General features: G+C 49.4%; 22 protein-coding genes. 10 read left to right on the top strand and 12 right to left on the bottom strand.

Annotated elements, in window-relative coordinates; all coding sequences use genetic code 11:
- Positions 1 to 84: 84 nt before the first annotated feature.
- Both ACNA05_RS12535 and ACNA05_RS12530 read left to right on the top strand, forming a co-directional pair.
- Complete coding sequence (locus ACNA05_RS12535) at positions 85 to 525, top strand: hypothetical protein (RefSeq protein ID WP_415811846.1); 441 nt, start codon at positions 85 to 87, stop codon at positions 523 to 525.
- Positions 526 to 604: 79 nt separating this feature from the next.
- Entirely contained in the window at positions 605 to 1228 is a 624-nt protein-coding gene (locus ACNA05_RS12530; RefSeq protein ID WP_415811845.1) for a hypothetical protein, read from the top strand.
- 19 nt (positions 1229 to 1247) lie between these two features.
- On the opposite strand, the gene queE is transcribed toward ACNA05_RS12530, so the two are convergent.
- Together queE and queC are read right to left on the bottom strand one after the other, a co-directional pair.
- Positions 1248 to 1892, bottom strand: coding sequence for a 7-carboxy-7-deazaguanine synthase (queE, locus tag ACNA05_RS12525; protein WP_415811844.1), 645 nt, complete (start codon positions 1890 to 1892; stop codon positions 1248 to 1250).
- On the bottom strand, positions 1889 to 2611 hold the full coding sequence (queC, locus tag ACNA05_RS12520) for a 7-cyano-7-deazaguanine synthase QueC (protein ID WP_415811843.1): 723 nt from the start codon (positions 2609 to 2611) through the stop codon (positions 1889 to 1891). Before queC ends, queE begins: the two co-directional genes overlap by 4 nt.
- 127 nt (positions 2612 to 2738) lie before the next feature.
- Between queC and ACNA05_RS12515 the strand changes: the two genes are divergently transcribed.
- Complete coding sequence (locus ACNA05_RS12515) at positions 2739 to 3257, top strand: hypothetical protein (protein WP_415811842.1); 519 nt, start codon at positions 2739 to 2741, stop codon at positions 3255 to 3257.
- On the opposite strand, the gene ACNA05_RS12510 is transcribed toward ACNA05_RS12515, so the two are convergent.
- Positions 3244 to 4287, bottom strand: coding sequence for a Glu/Leu/Phe/Val family dehydrogenase (locus ACNA05_RS12510; RefSeq protein ID WP_415811841.1), 1044 nt, complete (start codon positions 4285 to 4287; stop codon positions 3244 to 3246). The genes ACNA05_RS12515 and ACNA05_RS12510 overlap by 14 nt on opposite strands.
- Before the next feature lie 92 nt (positions 4288 to 4379).
- Positions 4380 to 5351: a nicotinate-nucleotide--dimethylbenzimidazole phosphoribosyltransferase gene (locus ACNA05_RS12505; RefSeq protein WP_415811840.1), complete on the bottom strand. Its 972-nt coding sequence runs from the start codon at positions 5349 to 5351 to the stop codon at positions 4380 to 4382.
- Positions 5352 to 5449: 98 nt separating this feature from the next.
- Here ACNA05_RS12505 and ACNA05_RS12500 point away from each other — a divergent pair, with 98 nt between their 5' ends.
- On the top strand, positions 5450 to 6052 hold the full coding sequence (locus ACNA05_RS12500) for a TIGR02281 family clan AA aspartic protease (RefSeq protein ID WP_415811839.1): 603 nt from the start codon (positions 5450 to 5452) through the stop codon (positions 6050 to 6052).
- On the opposite strand, the gene ACNA05_RS12495 is transcribed toward ACNA05_RS12500, so the two are convergent.
- Both ACNA05_RS12495 and dusA read right to left on the bottom strand, forming a co-directional pair.
- On the bottom strand, positions 6049 to 6888 hold the full coding sequence (locus tag ACNA05_RS12495) for a sulfite exporter TauE/SafE family protein (protein WP_415811838.1): 840 nt from the start codon (positions 6886 to 6888) through the stop codon (positions 6049 to 6051). The genes ACNA05_RS12500 and ACNA05_RS12495 overlap by 4 nt on opposite strands.
- Positions 6888 to 7883, bottom strand: coding sequence for a tRNA dihydrouridine(20/20a) synthase DusA (gene dusA / locus ACNA05_RS12490; protein WP_415811837.1), 996 nt, complete (start codon positions 7881 to 7883; stop codon positions 6888 to 6890). The genes ACNA05_RS12495 and dusA overlap by 1 nt, the downstream gene beginning before the upstream one ends.
- Before the next feature lie 598 nt (positions 7884 to 8481).
- Here dusA and ACNA05_RS12485 point away from each other — a divergent pair.
- From ACNA05_RS12485 to ACNA05_RS12465, 5 genes are all read left to right on the top strand, one after another.
- A complete protein-coding gene (locus tag ACNA05_RS12485; protein WP_415811836.1) occupies positions 8482 to 9843 on the top strand; it encodes a PepSY-associated TM helix domain-containing protein in 1362 nt (453 codons plus the stop codon).
- Between the two features lie 307 nt (positions 9844 to 10150).
- Positions 10151 to 10885, top strand: a complete 735-nt coding sequence (locus tag ACNA05_RS12480; RefSeq protein ID WP_415811835.1) for a DUF2796 domain-containing protein — start codon at positions 10151 to 10153, stop codon at positions 10883 to 10885.
- A gap of 200 nt (positions 10886 to 11085) precedes the next feature.
- Positions 11086 to 11568, top strand: a complete 483-nt coding sequence (locus ACNA05_RS12475; RefSeq protein WP_415811834.1) for a DUF3299 domain-containing protein — start codon at positions 11086 to 11088, stop codon at positions 11566 to 11568.
- Positions 11558 to 12259, top strand: coding sequence for an ABC transporter ATP-binding protein (locus tag ACNA05_RS12470; RefSeq protein ID WP_415811833.1), 702 nt, complete (start codon positions 11558 to 11560; stop codon positions 12257 to 12259). Before ACNA05_RS12475 ends, ACNA05_RS12470 begins: the two co-directional genes overlap by 11 nt.
- Before the next feature lie 5 nt (positions 12260 to 12264).
- On the top strand, positions 12265 to 13527 hold the full coding sequence (locus ACNA05_RS12465) for an ABC transporter permease (protein ID WP_415811930.1): 1263 nt from the start codon (positions 12265 to 12267) through the stop codon (positions 13525 to 13527).
- Here ACNA05_RS12465 and ACNA05_RS12460 read toward each other — a convergent pair.
- The 6 genes from ACNA05_RS12460 to folE all read right to left on the bottom strand — a co-directional run bounded on the left by ACNA05_RS12460 (position 13510) and on the right by folE (position 16785).
- Positions 13510 to 13866, bottom strand: coding sequence for a hypothetical protein (locus ACNA05_RS12460; protein ID WP_415811832.1), 357 nt, complete (start codon positions 13864 to 13866; stop codon positions 13510 to 13512). The genes ACNA05_RS12465 and ACNA05_RS12460 overlap by 18 nt on opposite strands.
- Before the next feature lie 52 nt (positions 13867 to 13918).
- Entirely contained in the window at positions 13919 to 14275 is a 357-nt protein-coding gene (locus ACNA05_RS12455) for a MerC domain-containing protein (RefSeq protein WP_415811831.1), read from the bottom strand.
- 50 nt (positions 14276 to 14325) lie between these two features.
- Positions 14326 to 14784, bottom strand: a complete 459-nt coding sequence (locus ACNA05_RS12450; protein WP_415811830.1) for a transcriptional repressor — start codon at positions 14782 to 14784, stop codon at positions 14326 to 14328.
- A gap of 237 nt (positions 14785 to 15021) precedes the next feature.
- The gene (locus tag ACNA05_RS12445; RefSeq protein WP_415811829.1) at positions 15022 to 15333 is read right to left on the bottom strand and encodes a hypothetical protein; all 312 of its coding nucleotides are present in this window, start codon (positions 15331 to 15333) and stop codon (positions 15022 to 15024) included.
- A 174-nt stretch (positions 15334 to 15507) separates the two neighbouring features.
- Positions 15508 to 16146, bottom strand: coding sequence for a DUF1826 domain-containing protein (locus tag ACNA05_RS12440; protein WP_415811828.1), 639 nt, complete (start codon positions 16144 to 16146; stop codon positions 15508 to 15510).
- 27 nt (positions 16147 to 16173) lie between these two features.
- Positions 16174 to 16785, bottom strand: a complete 612-nt coding sequence (folE, locus tag ACNA05_RS12435) for a GTP cyclohydrolase I FolE (RefSeq protein WP_415811827.1) — start codon at positions 16783 to 16785, stop codon at positions 16174 to 16176.
- 233 nt (positions 16786 to 17018) lie between these two features.
- On the opposite strand from folE, the gene ACNA05_RS12430 reads away from it, so the two are divergent.
- Positions 17019 to 18353: an alkaline phosphatase PhoX gene (locus ACNA05_RS12430; protein ID WP_415811826.1), complete on the top strand. Its 1335-nt coding sequence runs from the start codon at positions 17019 to 17021 to the stop codon at positions 18351 to 18353.
- Positions 18354 to 18446 lie beyond the last annotated feature (93 nt).

The following is an 18446-nucleotide window of genomic DNA, read 5'->3' as shown; positions in this document are numbered from 1 at the left end:
CTAACGCTTCCTCAGGCTTAAGCTACTTTAAGGCTTTTTTTCCGAACTTGTCCTAAGCAGACCTTCCAATTTGAAGGGGATTTCATGTTTCGGAAAATCATGTCTTTTACGGCGTTAGCTTTATTGGCGACATCTCTAAGCGGCTGCCTAGTGGCAAAAACCACCGGTAAAGTGGCCTCTTTGCCATTCCACGCGGCTGGAAAGACGGCGGAAGTTGGCGGTAAAACAGTTTACGGCACTGGGAAATTGGCAGGCCAAGCCGTTTACGGAACGGGAAAGCTCGTCGGAAAATCCACCATAGCGACGGGCAAAGGTGTCTATTATGTAGGCTCCATTCCGGTCAAAATCACAGATCGAGCGCTCGACACCACGGCTCAAGTTTTAACGATAACGATTCAAGCCGTCGATTTAACCGGGCGGGTTTACGTCACGTCCCGCCAAATTCAGTCTTATGAGCTTGATCGCGAGCTCTCTACTTTACGCGGTGCGAGCAATATTCTTGGCGTGTTAGTGGATGCAATTTAATCTAAAAGCCGGATATGGCCGCCGCCGAAGATTGAAAAGGCGGGCAATTTGTGTTATATACTTACAAAAGGAGTATATTATGAAACAGTCAATTAAATTAGGGGCCATCTCTCTTCTCGCTGCGACAAGCCTTGCTTTGCCATTCTCTGCATCGGCGGGCGGCTATGGTTATGAGAGCAATTTATCCGCCACCTTGACAACCCCAGTTTCTTTGGACGTTCAACTAAGTGAAGATTTGGCCCATCGTGCCACTAACCTTCCCAAAAAACTGAGTGACCGCGGGTCTGGAGGTAGTTTGAACAGCGGATTTTCTGGAAACGGATTTTACGGTGAAAAGGCTCTGGAGGAATTACGGGAAGATTTGGTTGAGGATATGACAAACCGTCTTGAGAAAGAAGGGTTTCAAGTCGAGGAAAACGCGCCCGCGAAACTGGTTTTAGTTATTGAGGACGCTAAGAATAATCGCCCTACATTTGAACAACTTTCCCGTGAGCCCGGGCTATCCCTTCAAAGTTTTGGTGTCGGCGGAGCAGAGATCAAGGGTGAGCTTTTTGACGCCGACGGAACGTCCCTTGGGACTATGGACTATCGTTCTTACGAGACAAATATCCGGGAAGCCAATTACACGGCCGGCACATGGTCTGACGCTAAACAAGCTTTTGGACGTTTCTCCCGTAAAGCTGCCAAAGATTTAGCCGAATAGGAACTAAAGGCTTCAGACTTTAGGGCACCCCTAAATATTTGTGCGTCTGTACACTCAGGCGCCATTTAGGGTGTTCAAGACAATATTCAAAGGCGGCTTCTGAGTGAGCCGCCTGATTTGTATCATCCAAAGGCTGTAGGCTGAAAACGCCAAAATCCAGATCCGAGAAATCCTCGGGTCTGTTTTCTTTTTGGGGGTAGACAAGTTTCAACTCATGACCTGTTGTCTGCACGAGGTCCGCATTTGCTTTTGGACTGACGCAAATCCAATCGAGGCCTTCGGGCAATGCAATTGTGCCATTTGTTTCAATCGCAATTTTAAACCCCTTCTCATGGAAAGCTTCTATTGCCTCCTTATCAAGTTGGAGCGCGGGTTCACCGCCCGTACAGACAACCCATTTGGGCGCCGCTTGGGCTCGTTCGCTTTGGGGCCAAAATTCTGCGATATGGTCAGCTAAGGCGTTAGCGGTTTTAAATTTTCCGCCGCCCGGGCCGTTCGTTCCGACAAAATCTGTATCGCAAAACTGGCAGACAGCTTTAGCTCGGTCGCGCTCTAACCCGGACCACAGATTACATCCGGCGAAGCGAAGGAACACCGCCGTGATTCCGGCCTGCGCGCCCTCTCCCTGAACAGTCAGGTAACATTCTTTAACGGCGTAGCTCATTTGCCCGATGAGCCTTTCTGCCCTGCTTCATACCCTCTCCACCCTGCGGCGCGAAGCTCGCAAGCAGGACAGGTTCCGCATCCATAGCCCCAATCATTCAAAGTTTCATGATCGCCCTTATAGCAACTATGTGTCTCGCGGTTTACAACTTCGACCAAAGCCTCGCCGCCCAGCTCCCCGCATAGCTCCCACGCCGCAGCCTTTGACAGGAACATCAAAGGTGTTTCTAGCGTCATGGGTTTTGCCAAGCCGAGAGAGAGGGCGTTCATTTGCGCGTCGAGCGTATCTTTGTGGCAATCTGGATAGCCTGAAAAATCAGCTTCACACATGCCGCCAATTAGCGCCGTAATTCCCCGCCGGTAAGCGAGCGCTCCGGCAAAAGTCAGAAAGACTAGATTACGGCCGGGGACAAATGTATTGGGCAGCCCGTCCTCGTTCATTTCGATTTCAACGTCCCGCGTCAAAGCCGTCTCGCTCATTTGTCCTAGAACGGACAAGTCGAGAACATGATCTTGGCCGAGTTTGCCTGCCCATTCAGGTTTCAAATCCGGGATCGTGCGCCTGATCGTTTCGCGGCAGCTCATCTCGACGTCATGGCGCTGCCCGTAGTGAAAGCCGATTGTCTCCACATGGTCGAACTGATCCAGCGCCCAAGCAAGACATGTCGCGGAATCCTGTCCCCCAGAGAACAGTAAGAGAGCTTTGTTTGAGCGTGTCATAATTTGCGCCCCTTAACCAGTTTGAGCCGCTCTTTCCAGTCAAACCGACAGCCGAACCCGTGAACCGGTCCAAAAATGGCACATATCCTGCATTTACGAAGCCGACCCGAATAAAACAGGTGAAATTATGGTTCTCAAATGGCTCAAACGAACAGGCTTCAAGAAACGATATTTCCTATTGGGTCTGCTTTGCCTTGAATTAGCCAGCCTGCCCGCCGCGGCAAAAATCTTAAGCCAAATCTCTGTGACTGAAAAACCAATGGCGAGTGTCGTCCTTATTGACGCCAAAAATGGCCAGAAACGTTATGCCGTCGCGACCAATGCGCCATTTTACATCAGCGCAGAACACACTATGGGTCCTGTCTCAGTGGAAGTTTATAAGAGCGGCGTCATCGGCTCTTCCCGTTTTGGTGATAACGCCCAAATGCCAGGCGTTGCCGTTGCTTGTTCGTCGCCCAGTGGCGAAGAGAGCGTTATCTATCAATCCAAGCGGAAAACGGCCTTAGGTTCGGGAAAAATTTTGAGCCAAGCCGTAATCGTCGCTATTCAGTATTTGGACAAGTTTGAACCAGACTTTAAAATTGATGTTGGAGAGCCCGGCGATCTGAAAGCGCCGAAAGCTAATTGCCCCTCTACTCTCGCTTAAGACGGTCTTCGGCAATACGGTTGGCCACCTGAAGAGTGGTAACACCTTCTTCGTCCGCAACTCTCAAAATTTTAGAAATTGTCGCTTCGAGACCAACCAATTTTTGCTCTACCCATTCCTGACTATAGTTCCCGGCGACTTCCGTGGCGACATTAATAATTCCGCCCGCATTCAACACGAAATCAGGTAAGTAGGTGATCCCGTTTCTTTCCAGAAGCGGCATGATTTCAGCTGACGCCAATTGATTGTTCGCGGCTCCAGCAACCAACTTAGCCTGAATATCCGGAACAGTTTGCGCGTTAAGCGCCCCGCCCAAAGCGCAGGGGCAGTAAATATCCGCCTTTTGTACGTGGACATCTTGGCTTTCAACACGGGTCGCGCCCAGAGACGCCTCTGCCCGCTCCAAAACCCTTTCATTGATATCAGCGACAAGTAGTTTTGCGCCCGCCGCATGAAGCTTTTCACATAGGGCATATCCGACATGACCTAAGCCCTGAACCGCGACAGTTTTTTCCGATAGATCGTCAGATCCCCAAATGTGTCTCACACCTGCTTTCAGGCCTCGGAAAACCCCTTCGGCGGTAACAGGTGACGGATCGCCCGAAGCGGCCGCCCCTTTTGAAAGGCCCGCAACATATTTTGTTTGAGAGTGAATAATATCCATGTCTTCCGGAGACACGCCGACATCTTCTGCCGTGATATATGTGCCGCCAAGCCGATCAATTGCGCGGCCATACGCCTCGAACAGGCTGACCCGATCAAATTCACCTTCTGGATAAATCAACACGGCTTTCCCGCCGCCCAAAGGCAGATCAGCCGCCGCATTTTTATAGCTCATTGCTTTGGACAGACGCAGGGCGTCCGTCAGCGCGGCCTCATCAGACTCATACCGCCAAAACCGTGTCCCTCCGGCAGCTGGCCCCCTTACGGTCGAATGAACCGCAATAATCGCCCGAAGATTAGACTCGGGGTCAGCAGCAAAATAAACGCCTTCATGATCAGCGAAATCAGCATGAGAAAAAACAGCCATATGCGGGCCTCATTTGAAATTATACTGATTGCGCTATATCGGAATTTCAGGGAAATTTCTTGCGTATTTTCGAAGAAAATACAGACGATATACTATAAACTTGTCAATCCAGCAGCACCTGTTTTCAAAACAGATAAAGCGAAAGCGCCGCCGGTCCCGTCCCCGATATTAATTTTCAGATCCATAATCGGCGTCATGTCCAAACGGTCTAGCAACGCCTGATGGGCGGGTTCGATTGTCACTTGCGCGGCTATACAATGATCCAGCGTAGCGGGATTGATACGGTGCAAGACCGCCGCGGCGGCGCAGACCACATAACCATCCAATATCACCGGTATACGTTGATGGCGGGCGGCTAAAATAGCGCCGACAATACCCGCAATGTCTCGTCCGCCGTAATCCCGCAAGATTTCAAGTGGCGATGGCGTATCATCACGGTTATGGCGTTGCGCCCCCTCCTCCACGGCTTTGATACGCGCTTTCGCCCCTTCCTCTGTGCCCCCCGCCCAGTAATCGGCGGCGCCGCCAAACAAAGCTTTTGCAATGGCCGCACCGGCCGTCGCCGCGCCGTATCCCGCATTGCCAAGCACAATGACATCTGCGCCTTCGGCGACAACTTCCATTCCGAAAGCCATTGCGGCCGCGCAATCACGCTCGCTCAAAGAGGGCTCTTTTGTAAAATCGGCGGAAGGGTGTTCTATCCCAAATTCATAAACTTTATACGCCGCGCCCAAATCCGCCGCCATGCCGCGTATGGCGGCTTTCCCTTCGGTCAGGCTTTTAACGCGCGCTTTTGAGGCCTCAATAATATCAGAACCGAAGACATCGCCCGAAATGCCGTGAGTGCCGGCGAACACGGCAATTAAAGGGCGCGAGAGGCTGGGGAATTCGCGCCCCTGCCACGCCGCTATATTGGCCAGGTCCGGACAAAGCCGGCCTAAAGGCGATAACCGTCCGCAAACGTCTTCCATTTTTCTCGACAAGGCGCCTGCCTCCCCATCCCGAAGAGACGGCATCGTGTCGATCAGGCCGAGAATATCATCAAAAGGGCGTTCTTCGTTCATCTTGTTATTTACTATCCTGTTTGCCGTAGACCGCAATTTTCCGCGTTTAGATTCCTTTTGTTAAAACCTTTCAAAGGGTTTTACGATAGGCAGTTTGCATGTTTATGACGACGGACAAATTTAATCCTCTTTCGAAGGCTGACACTGTTGAGCCATTTTGGCGCAAAGCCTTCATATATAGCGACCCGAAAAACTCATTTAAAACTGCCCTGAGACGTCTTGTTATTGGCTTCGCGCTCAGTTTAATCCTTGCCGCCTGCGCTCCCACACAAGAGGAAGAGATTCAAGTCCAGACAGCGTCGCAAACTAAACCAAAAGCTCGTAAATCGGCCTCTGTGGTTACTTTACGCAAAAACCCAAATGACGGTCAATTCTGGACGCAGGCCCGGGTGAATACGGGTTCAGTTCGGTTCCTAGTTGATACAGGTGCGGGTATGGTGGCTTTGACGGAAATGGACGCCAAAAAAGCCGGTATCAAAACCCGTGACCTGGTTTATGACCTGCCCATTCGCACAGCAGGCGGAGAGAATATGGCGGCCCGTATCGTATTGGACCGAGTTTCTGTAGGCGCCATCACCGTGAAAGACGTCGACGCCATGGTTGTTCCTACGGGACTGGATGTCTCTCTGCTCGGTATGACCTATCTCGGAGAGCTGCAATCTATACAGGCTACGCCTGACGCGCTGACATTGCGGTTCTAGAACACGCTTTCGCGTAGCATATTCAACGCCACCAGCATCAAACATATACCGAAAATCTGTTTCAGTTTTTTTCCGTCCAGTGCATGGGCCGATTTCACGCCAAGCGGAACAAAGAAGAGCGACACCCCGGCGATAATAGCGAACCCGGCAAGATTGACATAGCCCAGAGAGAAAGCGGGACGGCCAGAAACCTCCCATCCCGAAAAAATAAATCCTGCCGTCGCCGGGAGCGCAATTGCCAGTCCAAAACCTGACGCGGTTCCTATGGCGCGATGTATCGGCACATTACATAGGCTAAGCAAAGGAACGCTCAGAGATCCGCCGCCAATCCCCATCAGTGCCGACAGGCCGCCGACTGTAGAGCCGACAACCGGCGGCGCTATGCCCCCCGGTACAGACTCTCTCAATGTAAAATCAGGTCGGCCAAAAATAAATTGCAAGGCGACGAAAAAGGCAATGACCGCAAATAAAGCTGTGAGCGCCTCCCCCGAAAGCTTCGGCGCAATCCAACTGGCTGCCAGAAAAGAACCCAGCCCTATCCAAAGCCCATAACTGCGCCAAATTTGGTTCGGCAAAAGGATCTCCATGTCCACAGAGCCGCGGGAGGCATGTTTGCGTACAGAACGCCAGCTATTGACGATGATGACGGCGGCGCTCGTCGCGACAGCCGTGTGCATAACGGCTTGGTCAGGCACGCCAATTGCTTTGAAGGCATAATGGAGCGCCGGCACCATAATCGCGCCGCCGCCAATGCCGAACAACCCCGAGGCAAAGCCAGATACCATGGCGACACCAAGCAGCGTCAAAACGAGCAAGAGCAACGTTATCAGGTCCACTAAGCCGCCGCCCGATCTGAAGCATCCTGTATCGCTTGGTGCGCCTGAGTTAAAACCTCAGAGGGGCTAAGCCCGCTCGCCGCGCCCTCGCTTAGGGTTCGTCTCCACAGCCGAGCGCCGACCTGTCCGCTATAAAGACCCATAACGTGACGCAATAGCGCTTTGGCAGAACGATCTTTTGTCTCTATCGATTGCAAATAGGAAACTAATCGCTCCACAATATCGCTTCGGTCAAATCCCGGAGCGGAGTCGCCATATACCCCACTATCCACTTCGCTGAGTATCCAAGGAGAATGATAAGCCGCCCTTCCCCACATAAATCCGTCCAGAGTCATCGTTTCCGACAGTGAGGTTTCGATGTCCGTTAAGCCGCCATTCAGCTCTATTTTCAGAGTTGGAAATTGCTCTTTCATCGCTCGCACTAAATCATAATCCAAAGGCGGCACGTCTCGGTTTTCCTTCGGACTCAGACCTTGCAACCAAGCTTTGCGAGCATGAATGATAAAAGTGTCACACCCCGCGTTCGAGACGATCTCCAAAAACCTCGGTAGCGTTTCCTCGCAGGCCTGATCGTCAATCCCCAATCGGCATTTCACTGTTACGGGAACAGAAACGGCGGCTTGCATTGCAGTAAAACATTCCGCTACGAGGTCTGGCTCAGCCATTAAACAGGCGCCGAACCGCCCCGATTGAACTCTGTCAGACGGACAGCCAATATTTATATTGATGCCATCATACCCGTAGTCTTCGCCAATTTTTGAGGCCTCCGAGAGCTTATGAGGGTCACTGCCACCGACTTGCAAAATGGCCGGGTGCTCTATGGCGTCAAAACCCAGCAGCCTGTCCCGAGGCCCATGAATAACCGCATCGGCCACTACCATTTCAGTGTAGAGCTCTACCCGCTTTGACAGCTGGCGATGAAACCACCGACAATGCCGATCGGTCCAGTCCATCATGGGCGCAACACTTACTTTAAACTCTTGATATTCATACATTTTTTGTTATACTTCAGACAGTTAGAAAGGATGCGTGCGAACTCTCATTCACTGGGAATAATCCCGATTATCTGCGGCGTCCGTCGTCTTATAAAACGGCACAGGTTATAAGCCAGGCTAAGAGCGACTTTGTTCATTTAATGGGTTGATATTAAGCGACGGCTTTACGGTAATGCAAGCGTCGGTGTTCGCTAGTTTTCTCCTTGATCCTTTCTCTGCGGTTTAGAATAGATTGCGCATGGCCGAGTAGACATTGGATGACGTGGGCTCGCTGGATTCCTAGGACAGCGCAACCCGAGCGGCCCGATTTAAAATCAGATCCGTCTAACTGCGCGCCGCCGCTTATAATGTCAGAAAACGTAAGATGCCAAATGGCGGCGCCATTTATTTGCCGGGTTTTACGACTTTGGACATCGATGTAGGAACCCATTTTTGGCCGATGACAAATCGACGCTTCTTCAACCAACTTACTAGACGAGACCTATTATTACAGCGATAACCTCTTTGTTTTCTCCCTAGGGACCGAAGACCACGTTCTACCAGTCCAGCCCCATACCTTTGGTGTCAGGCTAACCTATAATTTCGGTGAGGGATCGTAATGAGTGGAGGTATTTTTTATCGGGCGATTTGGCGATGGCATTTCTATGCCGGCCTGATCGTCGCGCCGTTTTTCTTCATCGCTGCGGTTAGCGGTATTATTATGGCGCTCAAAAGTCCGATTGAGGGCGCGGTTTATGGAGACCTGCTATTTGTTAGTGAGCAACAAGGCATACTCCCCGCAAGTGATCAGCTTGCTGCGGTATCACATACCTATCCGAACGCGGCGATCAACACTTACATCCCCTCAAACGATCCGGGACTGTCCTCTCAATTTCTTGTTACGCTGGGGGACGTCGACACGACCGTTTTCGTGAATCCGCATTCGGGCGCAATTCTCGGAACGCTTGACCCCGCGACAACCCTTTATAGCTTTGCGAAAACGCTTCATGGAACACTCTTTCTCGGATCATTGGGTGAATATTTGATCGAGATTGCTGCCGGGTTCGGGGTCCTACTTATTGTGACCGGCGTTTTTTTGTGGATGCCAAAGCGAGGGCAATCGCTCGCAAAAGCTCTGACGCCGCGAATACCGCGAGGCGACCGGAGGAGCTGGCGCAGACTACATAGTGCGGTCGGAGTCTGGATTTCGATTTTCCTGCTCTTCTTCCTTATTTCCGGTCTTGCCTGGACCTCGATCTGGGGCGGCAAGTTTGTCCAGCCTTGGAGTTCTTTTCCGGCAGAGCGTTCCTCTCCTCCCAACACGACGTTGACCCATGAACACCTCTTGACCCATGAACACCTCAACCATGAAGGTCATAAATCGGTCAGCTGGGCGCTAGAGCAGACGCCGTTGCCGATTGCAAATAATGCCGAACCGTCAATCGGGCAAATCACGATCGACGAAATTATCGCCTTGGCCGATGCGGCCGGTTTTACGGGTTACCGGGTCCATTTGCCAAAGCCGGAAACCGGGGCCTGGACGGTGGTGGCCGCAACAATAAGCGGTGACATTTCAGACCCGCGACGAGATCGTACAATACACTGGGATTCACAGACCGGCGACGTATTGGCCGATATTGGCTTCTCAGATTATTCGGTGATGGGAAAGGCAATGGCCGCAGGTATCCCGCTGCACCAAGGGGGCCTTGGTTCGTGGAATATCGTCACGAATATTATTTTCTGTCTGGGCGTGATTACAATTATTATTTCGGGTATCGCGATGTGGTGGATACGTCGCCCTACGAAAGGGTTTCACTTGTCACCACCCGACGTAGGGGTAAAGGCCTGGCCCATTGCTTCGGTTGTATTACTAGGGGTATCCTTACTCGTGCCTCTCACGGCCCTTGCGATTCTAATGGTATTGATGGCTGACTACGTGGGGCGATATTTGCAACGCTTTTTTGGGCCGCGTAGCCTGTAATGAATATCACAGGGCGAAATTGTATGCGGGATCGTCCCGTTCGTCCGACAGAGATAGGTGAGGAAATTCAACAAGGCGCACAATTCCAACTTAGTGGAAATCACTAAAATCTCTAAAACAGATACAAGCCACGTATCACAATCTCTGGTGATTACGTAAAGGCGTGAATCCACGATAGGATGTCGCCGCAGCTAAAATATCGGTAAAATCCAAAGACGTATTTAATCACGAAACGCTTGTATTGGCCGCTCAAAAAATGTAACTAAATAACATTGCTAACTTTATCTTGGTTTGTGTGATGAAAAGTGTGTTTCGCGCGAAAACTTGTCTTATTTTGGCTGCGGGATTTATCGTGGCGTGCGACGGCAAACCCGGTCAGGATGAAGTTGTTCTTTCTCCTAACGAACGAGTGCCAGCAAATACAAATGAGACTGCAGATTATCGCACGAACAATGAAAACTCGGCGGGCACTCCGTCCCCTTCTGACAACGGCCGAGCGCAAGTAACTCGTTCCGCTGATAGCCACACACACGGAGATGCAAACCTAGCGGTCGTGGTGGAAGGTAACGTTGTTACGATCGAACTAGATTCTCCGCTTTACAATATTTTAGGGTTTGAAAATGTGCCCGACACTGACCTCCAAAAATCAATCGTTTCCCAAGCAGAGACGCAATTGCGACAAGGATCGAAGCTTTTCACTTTCAATGACGAAGCAAGATGTCAGGTCGGGTCAGAAAATCAAAGCGTACAGCTTTTTGACGAGAATAACGGGGATGAACACGATGATCACAGAGATGACCATAATCACGCCGAAGACGAAGAGCATAGCCATAGCGAAGGTCACGAAGAAAGCACACACAAAGATTTGATTTTACGCTATGAATTCGAGTGTCAAACCCCTTCAAAGATTTCCAATATAAGCGTCAACTTATTCGATTATTTTGAACAATTATCCGAATTAAATGTCACATTTCTGGGCCCGACTACCCAACAACAGATGACGTTAAACCACAGGCACACTCGAATGGATTTATCAAAGTGATTTCATTAAAAAGATCAATCGCCTCTCTCGCATCAGCTATATGTCTGGTCGCTTGTGGGGATCCCGCCAGCGAAACATCTACCGATACTGCGATACCTGCTTCTGTCCCTGCCCCTTCCCCTGCGACTGATGCATCAACCCAGCCACCCAGTTCTGAGACACCCCAAATTGAAGTTGAAACCCTGACGTGGGAGGATCTGATGCCCATAGGGGAGGAGCAAATCCTGTCGGAGCTCTACTCTGAGTTTTATGAAGAGCAGGAAAAAAAATTTCGCGAGCAGCTCACACTTTCACAGGCCGCTGAGGCTGAAGACGATCTAATGAGCATGATTGACGAAGGTAGTGCGCAAGACACTATGGAGCAGATTGGCACTTATAATGTAGTGGAGGACTTAGATGGATCAAATGTGCGTTTACCGGGATATGTTGTCCCCTTAGATTTTAATGCCGCATCTGAGTATACCGAATTTTTGCTAGTACCTTATTTTGGTGCTTGCTTACATACCCCGCCACCGCCCCCAAATCAGATCGTTTTCGTAAAGTCGCCGACCGCTACCAAGATTGCAGATATCTACGAACCTGTTTGGATCGAAGGCGTCATGAAAACAGGTAAATTTGGGTCTGATTTAGGCAATAGCGCCTATGAGCTAACTTTGACCAAACTCGAACCTTATGAGTACTGAGCCAGTCTTAAGACTTGAGAACTTGCAATTTGGCTACGACCCTAAAGAGGTTCTAATTCATATTGAGGAATTCGAAATTAGTCCTGGAGAGAGTGTATTTCTTAAAGGACCAAGCGGGTCTGGCAAAAGCACGCTTTTAGGTTTGATTGGTGGTGTGCTAACGCCGCAATTGGGTGAATTATCTATTTGCGGAACTGAATTAACCAACATTTCATCCGCGCAAAGAGATAAGGTCAGAGCCGATCGCCTTGGAATTATTTTCCAGCAATTCAATCTGCTCCCTTATATTGGCATCACTCAAAACTGTATTTTGCCTTGTCGCTTCTCTTCACGACGGCGTGACCGAGCAATAGCAGCCGGTGGATCTGTCGTATCGGCTGCGGAAATGCTCATTCGGGGGTTGGGATTGACGGATGACCAACTTTCCCGCTCAGTTGGAAAGCTGAGTGTTGGCCAACAACAACGGGTTGCTGTTGCGAGAGCTTTGATTGGCGGGCCAGATCTGATCATTGCAGATGAACCAACCTCGGCTCTTGACCATGACAATAGAGACCGTTTCATCGAACTCCTCAATTTGAGCCGGGAACAATTTGGAAGCGCACTACTTTTTGTAAGTCATGACCAAACCCTAGCCACCTATTTTGATCGGTCTGTCTCACTCACGGATTTGAATCAGAAGGTGCCGATATGAACAATATGGCTATCTTGTCTCTCGCCATTAAATCTTTATGGGCGCGCAAAATCACGGCTATTTTGACCGTTATCTCTATCGCGGCTGCAGTTTTGCTATTCGTCGCAGTTGAGAATTTACGCCAAGGCGCAAGAACCAGTTTTGAACGCACGATCAGCGATACGGATGTGATTGTAGGGGCCCGGTCGAGTCCTATTAATCTCGTGCTATATTCTGTTTTCCAAATAGGTGATCCGACAAACAATGTGACGTGGGAAACTTATCAGGATGTAAAATCCCGCCAAGATGTCGACTGGGTCGTGCCGATTAGTCTAGGTGACTCCCACAGGGGCTTTAGAGTCGTTGGAACAACACCCAGCTATTTCAAACGGTACAAGTATGCGGACTCTCAGACCTTATCTTTTCAAGACGGCATAGTCTTTGAGGGTCTATTTGATGTTGTTCTCGGCGCACAAGTTGCGAGAGAATTGGAATATAGCCTAAACTCGAAATTGACCCTTGCCCACGGGCTTGGCGGGACGAGTTTTGTAAATCATGACGATTTACCGTTTACAGTCACAGGCATTTTGAAACCCACTGGCACACCTGTTGACCGGTCAGTTTTTGTCAGTTTAGGGGCGATAGAGGCCATCCATTTGGGATGGCGCAATGGTATGCCCACCCCCTTAAGTCGCATGAGCACGGCAAACCAATTAGAGGAAAGAACATTTGTACCAGAGAGCATCACAGCCATGCTAATCGGGGCAACTTCACGCGTGCAAATCTTAGGGCTGCAGCGCGACTTGAACACTTATAAAGCTGAGCCTTTGCAAGCTGTTATTCCAGGTGTTGCCCTGAGCCAACTTTGGAATGTGGTTTCACTCGTAGAGCGCGCATTGGCACTCGTTTCTGGTTTCGTCATTGCTGTCGGATTAATTGGGATACTCACGTCAATTCTAACATCCTTAAACGAACGCCGTCGTGAAATGGCCATACTAAGAGCCATGGGAGCCCGAGGGAGACATGTCGTTGGGCTATTGGTGAGTGAGGCGGCACTTTTGGCCTTCACCGGAAGCGTTCTGGGATTAACAGCACTATACGGATTAATGTGGGTACTCCGACCCTTTTTAGAAACACGGTTTAACATCAGCGCTTTAAGCGTCTGGCCAAGTCAATTTGATTTGGGCGTAATAATTTTTGTCACCGCAACGTCAGCTGTTTTAGGGTTGGTCCCTGCTCTAATTGCACTGAAGCGATCTTTGTCAGATGGATTAACGATCCGCGTTTAGGGCTGTTTGTTCAACTTTACCCGTTTGTTCTGATCGTTCAGAACTTTCGTCTTCGTTAGTTTCCTGAAGTTTCGCCTTAGCTTTTGCTGCAGCCAAACTCGCTGCGTTAGAAAAGCTTGGCATGGATTTGTTACGAAGTGCAGCGTCAGTCGGCGATTGCATAACTGACTCATTTAGTGAGGGGTCTGTTTTTGAAACCCTTGGGTTATAACTCTGCCACTGCGCATTTCGAAGCCCAAATCCGCCATACCCGGCGCCGTGCATGTCACACGCATACACTGCACTTCCCAGGACGAAAGATGACAAAATAACTGATGAGCCCAAAAGAATGTTTTTCATAGCGGGAACATCGCACAAAACTCATATTTCGTCAAACCGAGGTAGAAATACTTCAGTGTGTATGGTGTCTGGTAAGAAGCCGCGTGGCATGAGCGCCGCCGAGCATGAAGGCCCCCACAACAGTTACCACGGTTTCAATATCGTGCAATTGAGGAAAAAATGCGCCGCCAATTAAAAATGCGAGCCCTAAGGTGGCGGTGAAACGAACAAAAATTGAGCGTGACGATATGAGAAGGCTGACGCCCACAGGAAACGCCAGCAGGACAAACACTTTGTGCAACCATTCAACTTCAGATATTTCTCCGATAACGGGCAAAGCGATGCCGATCACAGGCAAAAACAGACAGTGGATGATACATAATGCCGACAGGCCAAATCCGGCTTTATCTATGGACGCGTAAGCTTTCATGAAACATTCTTTCTAATCATTCTTAATTTAATTGAGAACCAACTCGCAGTTTAGCGCTGATGCTCTGAGCACAGGCCAAGAATTTCAATTACTGTCTGGTGTTCTTCAAATCCCTTTTCGCGCGCAAAGTTTCCTAGACTGTCAAGAACCGAGGCAGCGTCAAAAAATTCAGCATTTCCGCATGATTCACATAAAAGAAGGGCCATGCGGTTACTGTCATCAAGTGATGTTTTAGCTATATATTTGGAGATGGATTCTATTTTCTTTACCAAGCCCACTCCAATCAACCAATCGAGCGATCGATATACAGTTGGGGGCTTCGACGCGCCGACACCATCGAGCATACCTAGGATTTCGTAGGCCCCAAGAGGAGCGTCAGCTATCAAAAGGCATTTGTATATATGTCGCCGAAGCGGGGTTAAACGTCCTGAACATGCCAAGGCTACACGCTCGGCATGCTGTAGGTGCTCTGATAATTTCAGCCCCTCTGATTTTAAATCGCCTGTCATCTGAAACCTCTTTCCATCCAGATATGGCGCTCACCGAGAGAGGTAATTTCACATCCAATTTCTTGAGCATGAGCAGAATATGTTAGGGCTAATATGCCGGGACCTGGAGAGAACAGGAAAAAAGATTTAAGCGAGCACACGGATATCTCCTTTTACATTTAAAGTTCATTCAATCAGACCACTTACACGTTCAATGCGAGCCGATTGGCCGGCCCTAAAACAGAGCCGTTAATGGTTTTAAATATAAAAGGGTGGCGCCCGCGCTAAGTCGAGCCTGATATCAGGATCAGGCGGAGGGCCAATTGACCGAGCGTCATATGTCATTGATGGCGCCGGCGTTGGAGCTATCAAAGTCAGCTTGGTAAGCTTCAGAAACCAAGCCGTCGTATCCACTATATCGGGGTTTTGATATGCTGCGATTTTGCTGTCTTTATCATCGCTAGCCGCCAAAATACAGACCTCGCAGGGCTCCGGCAATGGGACTTCATGTGCATGTTCATGATTGTGATTGACCGATATCATTTGTCCAAACACGAAAGCAATCAGCATGATAATGCCTATAAGGACCGTAAAGAGGTTCCCTTGCCGATCGAATAGTAATGTATCCGCAGACGTACCCATTGGAAATCAATAACGTAATGCTATAACATAAGCAAACGTTATTCCGAATGATCTGAGATTATAGTGACCCTAGACCTTTCCGGCTTGCTGGCGGCCCGTCCGTTAAAGCTCGGTCTGGTATTCGTTAAGCACCTCATCCATTACCACGACTATACGTGAAAGTCCTGCGCTCTCTATACGAGGCGATCGGTGTAGCAGATACGTCTCAGCCCCTTTGGACCAAAGCCTTCCCTTTAAAAGAACGGGATGGCCTGTATCTGCTTGGTTAATCTGATCTGGTTCAGCCCCAATTCGCGCAACGCCATAAACTGTCCCGGGGCCCTTATAAGTGCAAACAAGGCGAGCTTTGACATTATCTCGATGAAATTTCTTACACGCGTCCGTATCTACGAGCTCAACACGCACCTGAAGTTTTGAGGCTGAAAGTATCGCTCCTAATTTTGTTGCAAGCATTTGTATGTCATTTGCCAACCAGGCCTGCGCCGGGCATTTTGGCAACCCAAACACCTCCAGAGCCTGAGCCGCTCTCTCCGAAATTTTAGAAATAGGAACAAAAAATCGAGCACTGGTTGGGTGATTAAACTCGGTCATCTCAAGGAGGGAACTAACTTTGGAAGGGATCTCTCTATTCCAAACTACGCCATAAACATTTTCGTCATGAATGCGCTCAAAACTATTGAGACAAGACGACTGAACCACGTCAATCGCGGTTTCCCCTATTAAATCTGATTGCAGCTCCATTTTTATTTGCCCTCGCAAATTTACTCTTTACTGACCGGCAAAACGCAAAAAACGATTGCGTAAATCGTTGTCAGTTTTGAACACGCCCGAAAACTGGGTCGTGATGGTTGCCACGTTTTTGTGATGAATGCCGCGTGTGGTCATACATTGATGCTTAGCGTCAATGAGTACGGCAACGCCGGCTGGCTTGAGCGCCCGGCAAATACAGTCCAAAATTTGAGCTGTCATAGTCTCCTGCGTCTGGAGGCGTTTTCCGAATATCTCAACGACACGAGCAATTTTTGAAATTCCGACGACTTTATTTGTCGGCATATAAGCAACATGAGCCCGACCTAAAATTGGAACCATGTGATGTTCACAGTGACTTTCTACATCGATATCTCTGAGCATCACGATATCATCGTAGCCCTCGACTTCTTCGAATGTTCGTGAGAGTTCGGCGGCCGGGTCCATTTCGTAACCCGCGAAAAACTCTTTATAGGCATTCGCCACGCGTTTAGGTGTGTCGATTAAGCCTTCTCTGTTCGGGTCGTCTCCAGCCCATGCAAGCAACGTTCGAACAGCGTCCATGGCCTCATCCATTGTGGGGCGTTGGGTTACATGCTCGCTAACATCACGCTTGAGTTTGGCATTATACATTTTGAACTTTCCTGACCTTAAAAACGACGATCAACGCATTAGACGATCAACGCATTACTGGAATCTAATAACAAACCCGAAGATTGACTTAGCCCTAGACTTTCGGGCACGGCCCAACTCCGAGAGAAAAAATACATATAGCTTATTTTACACTTTTCCAGTAAAAGGTTATAATATATTATAACACTATGTATCAGATGTTGAATTCTTAGTAACCGCGAAAGAAAAAGCTCATGCCGCGCAACATATTACACCGCCGTCAATTCCTCACCCAGACAGGGAGTGCGTTCGCCGCGCTTGTTGCAAGTGGATGCATTACCAAAGGCGTTCCGGCGCCTAGTGGCAAGAAAGCGTTTACCGGATATGGACAATTAAAGCCTGACCCTAATGGGTTGCTAAACTTACCCGAAGGATTCTCTTATCGACTGATATCTAGTTTTGGAGACAAGATGGATGATGGAGGGACGGTTCCAAATAAGGCTGACGGCATGGGCTGTTTTGATCTGGGGAATGGCGAGATCGTTCTAATCCGAAATCATGAACTAGTTGCCGCGGATGGCGCTGGCGGTTCCATAGAAACAGGGTTTGGGACATTTAACGGGAACATCTTGCCAGGCGGAACGACCAATATTGTCTTAGATGCATCCACTCTTGAGGTGAAGCGACAGTTTCGGTCGTTAGGCGGGACGATTCGCAATTGTTCTGGTGGGGTCACACCTTGGAATAGCTGGCTAAGCTGTGAAGAAGCGCCTACTGGACCAGGTCAAAAATATGGTGAAGGGCTTGCCTTAAACCATGGGTGGGTCTTTGAGGTTCCCGCCAATGCAGCAGGTCTGACAGAAGCACTTCCCCTACGCTCCATGGGACGGTTCAATCACGAGGCGGCTTGCGTCGATCCAGAAACAGGCTTTGTGTACATGACCGAAGACCGTGACGAAGGCGTGTTGTACCGCTTTATACCAAACGTACCCGGAAACCTTTCCAATGGGGGGCAATTACAGGCTATGGTAATTGACGGCGTTCCTGACACGCGAAACTGGAACTTTGGAAACATGCCAGTTGGAAAATCTTTTGCAGCCCGTTGGGTCGATCTTGAAGATGTTGAAGCGCCAAAAGATGATTTGCGATTTCGCGCTGGTGATAAAGGGGCGTCACTGATAGCACGCGGCGAAGGAATACATATGGGTCAAGATGATCTTTATTTCTGCTCAACAAGCGGCGGCGCAAAGAAATTGGGTCAGATTTTTCGGTTAAGACCGGGCCGAGGAATTGGTTCTGATCAGGTGGAACTTTTTTTTGAAAGTGAAAGCAAAGAACAATTTAATTATGGTGACAATCTGTGCGTCTCGCCTAATGGACACCTGATTGTGTGCGAAGATCAGTATACGGATCGAGTAGACAATCACATTCGCGGAATCACGCCCGAAGGTGCGCCTTATGATATTGCTCAATTGATGCTCCAGACTGAACTTGCCGGAGGCTGTTTTTCACCTGACGGTAAGTGGCTGTTCGTAAATGCTTATGCGCCAACGAGAACACTCGCAATTACTGGGCCTTGGGCTGTATAGGCTTTGAAGAGGAAATTTTGCCGTATCTTTGCATGAACGAGGGATAGACGCCCTCGTTTCACCGGATTCCCCTCTCGCAATATTATATCATTA

The sequence above is a fragment of the Litorimonas haliclonae genome (assembly GCF_965138505.1).
GTDB classification, from domain to species: Bacteria; Pseudomonadota; Alphaproteobacteria; order Caulobacterales; family Maricaulaceae; genus Litorimonas; species Litorimonas haliclonae.
This window is presented reverse-complemented; position numbering and strand designations above follow the sequence as displayed.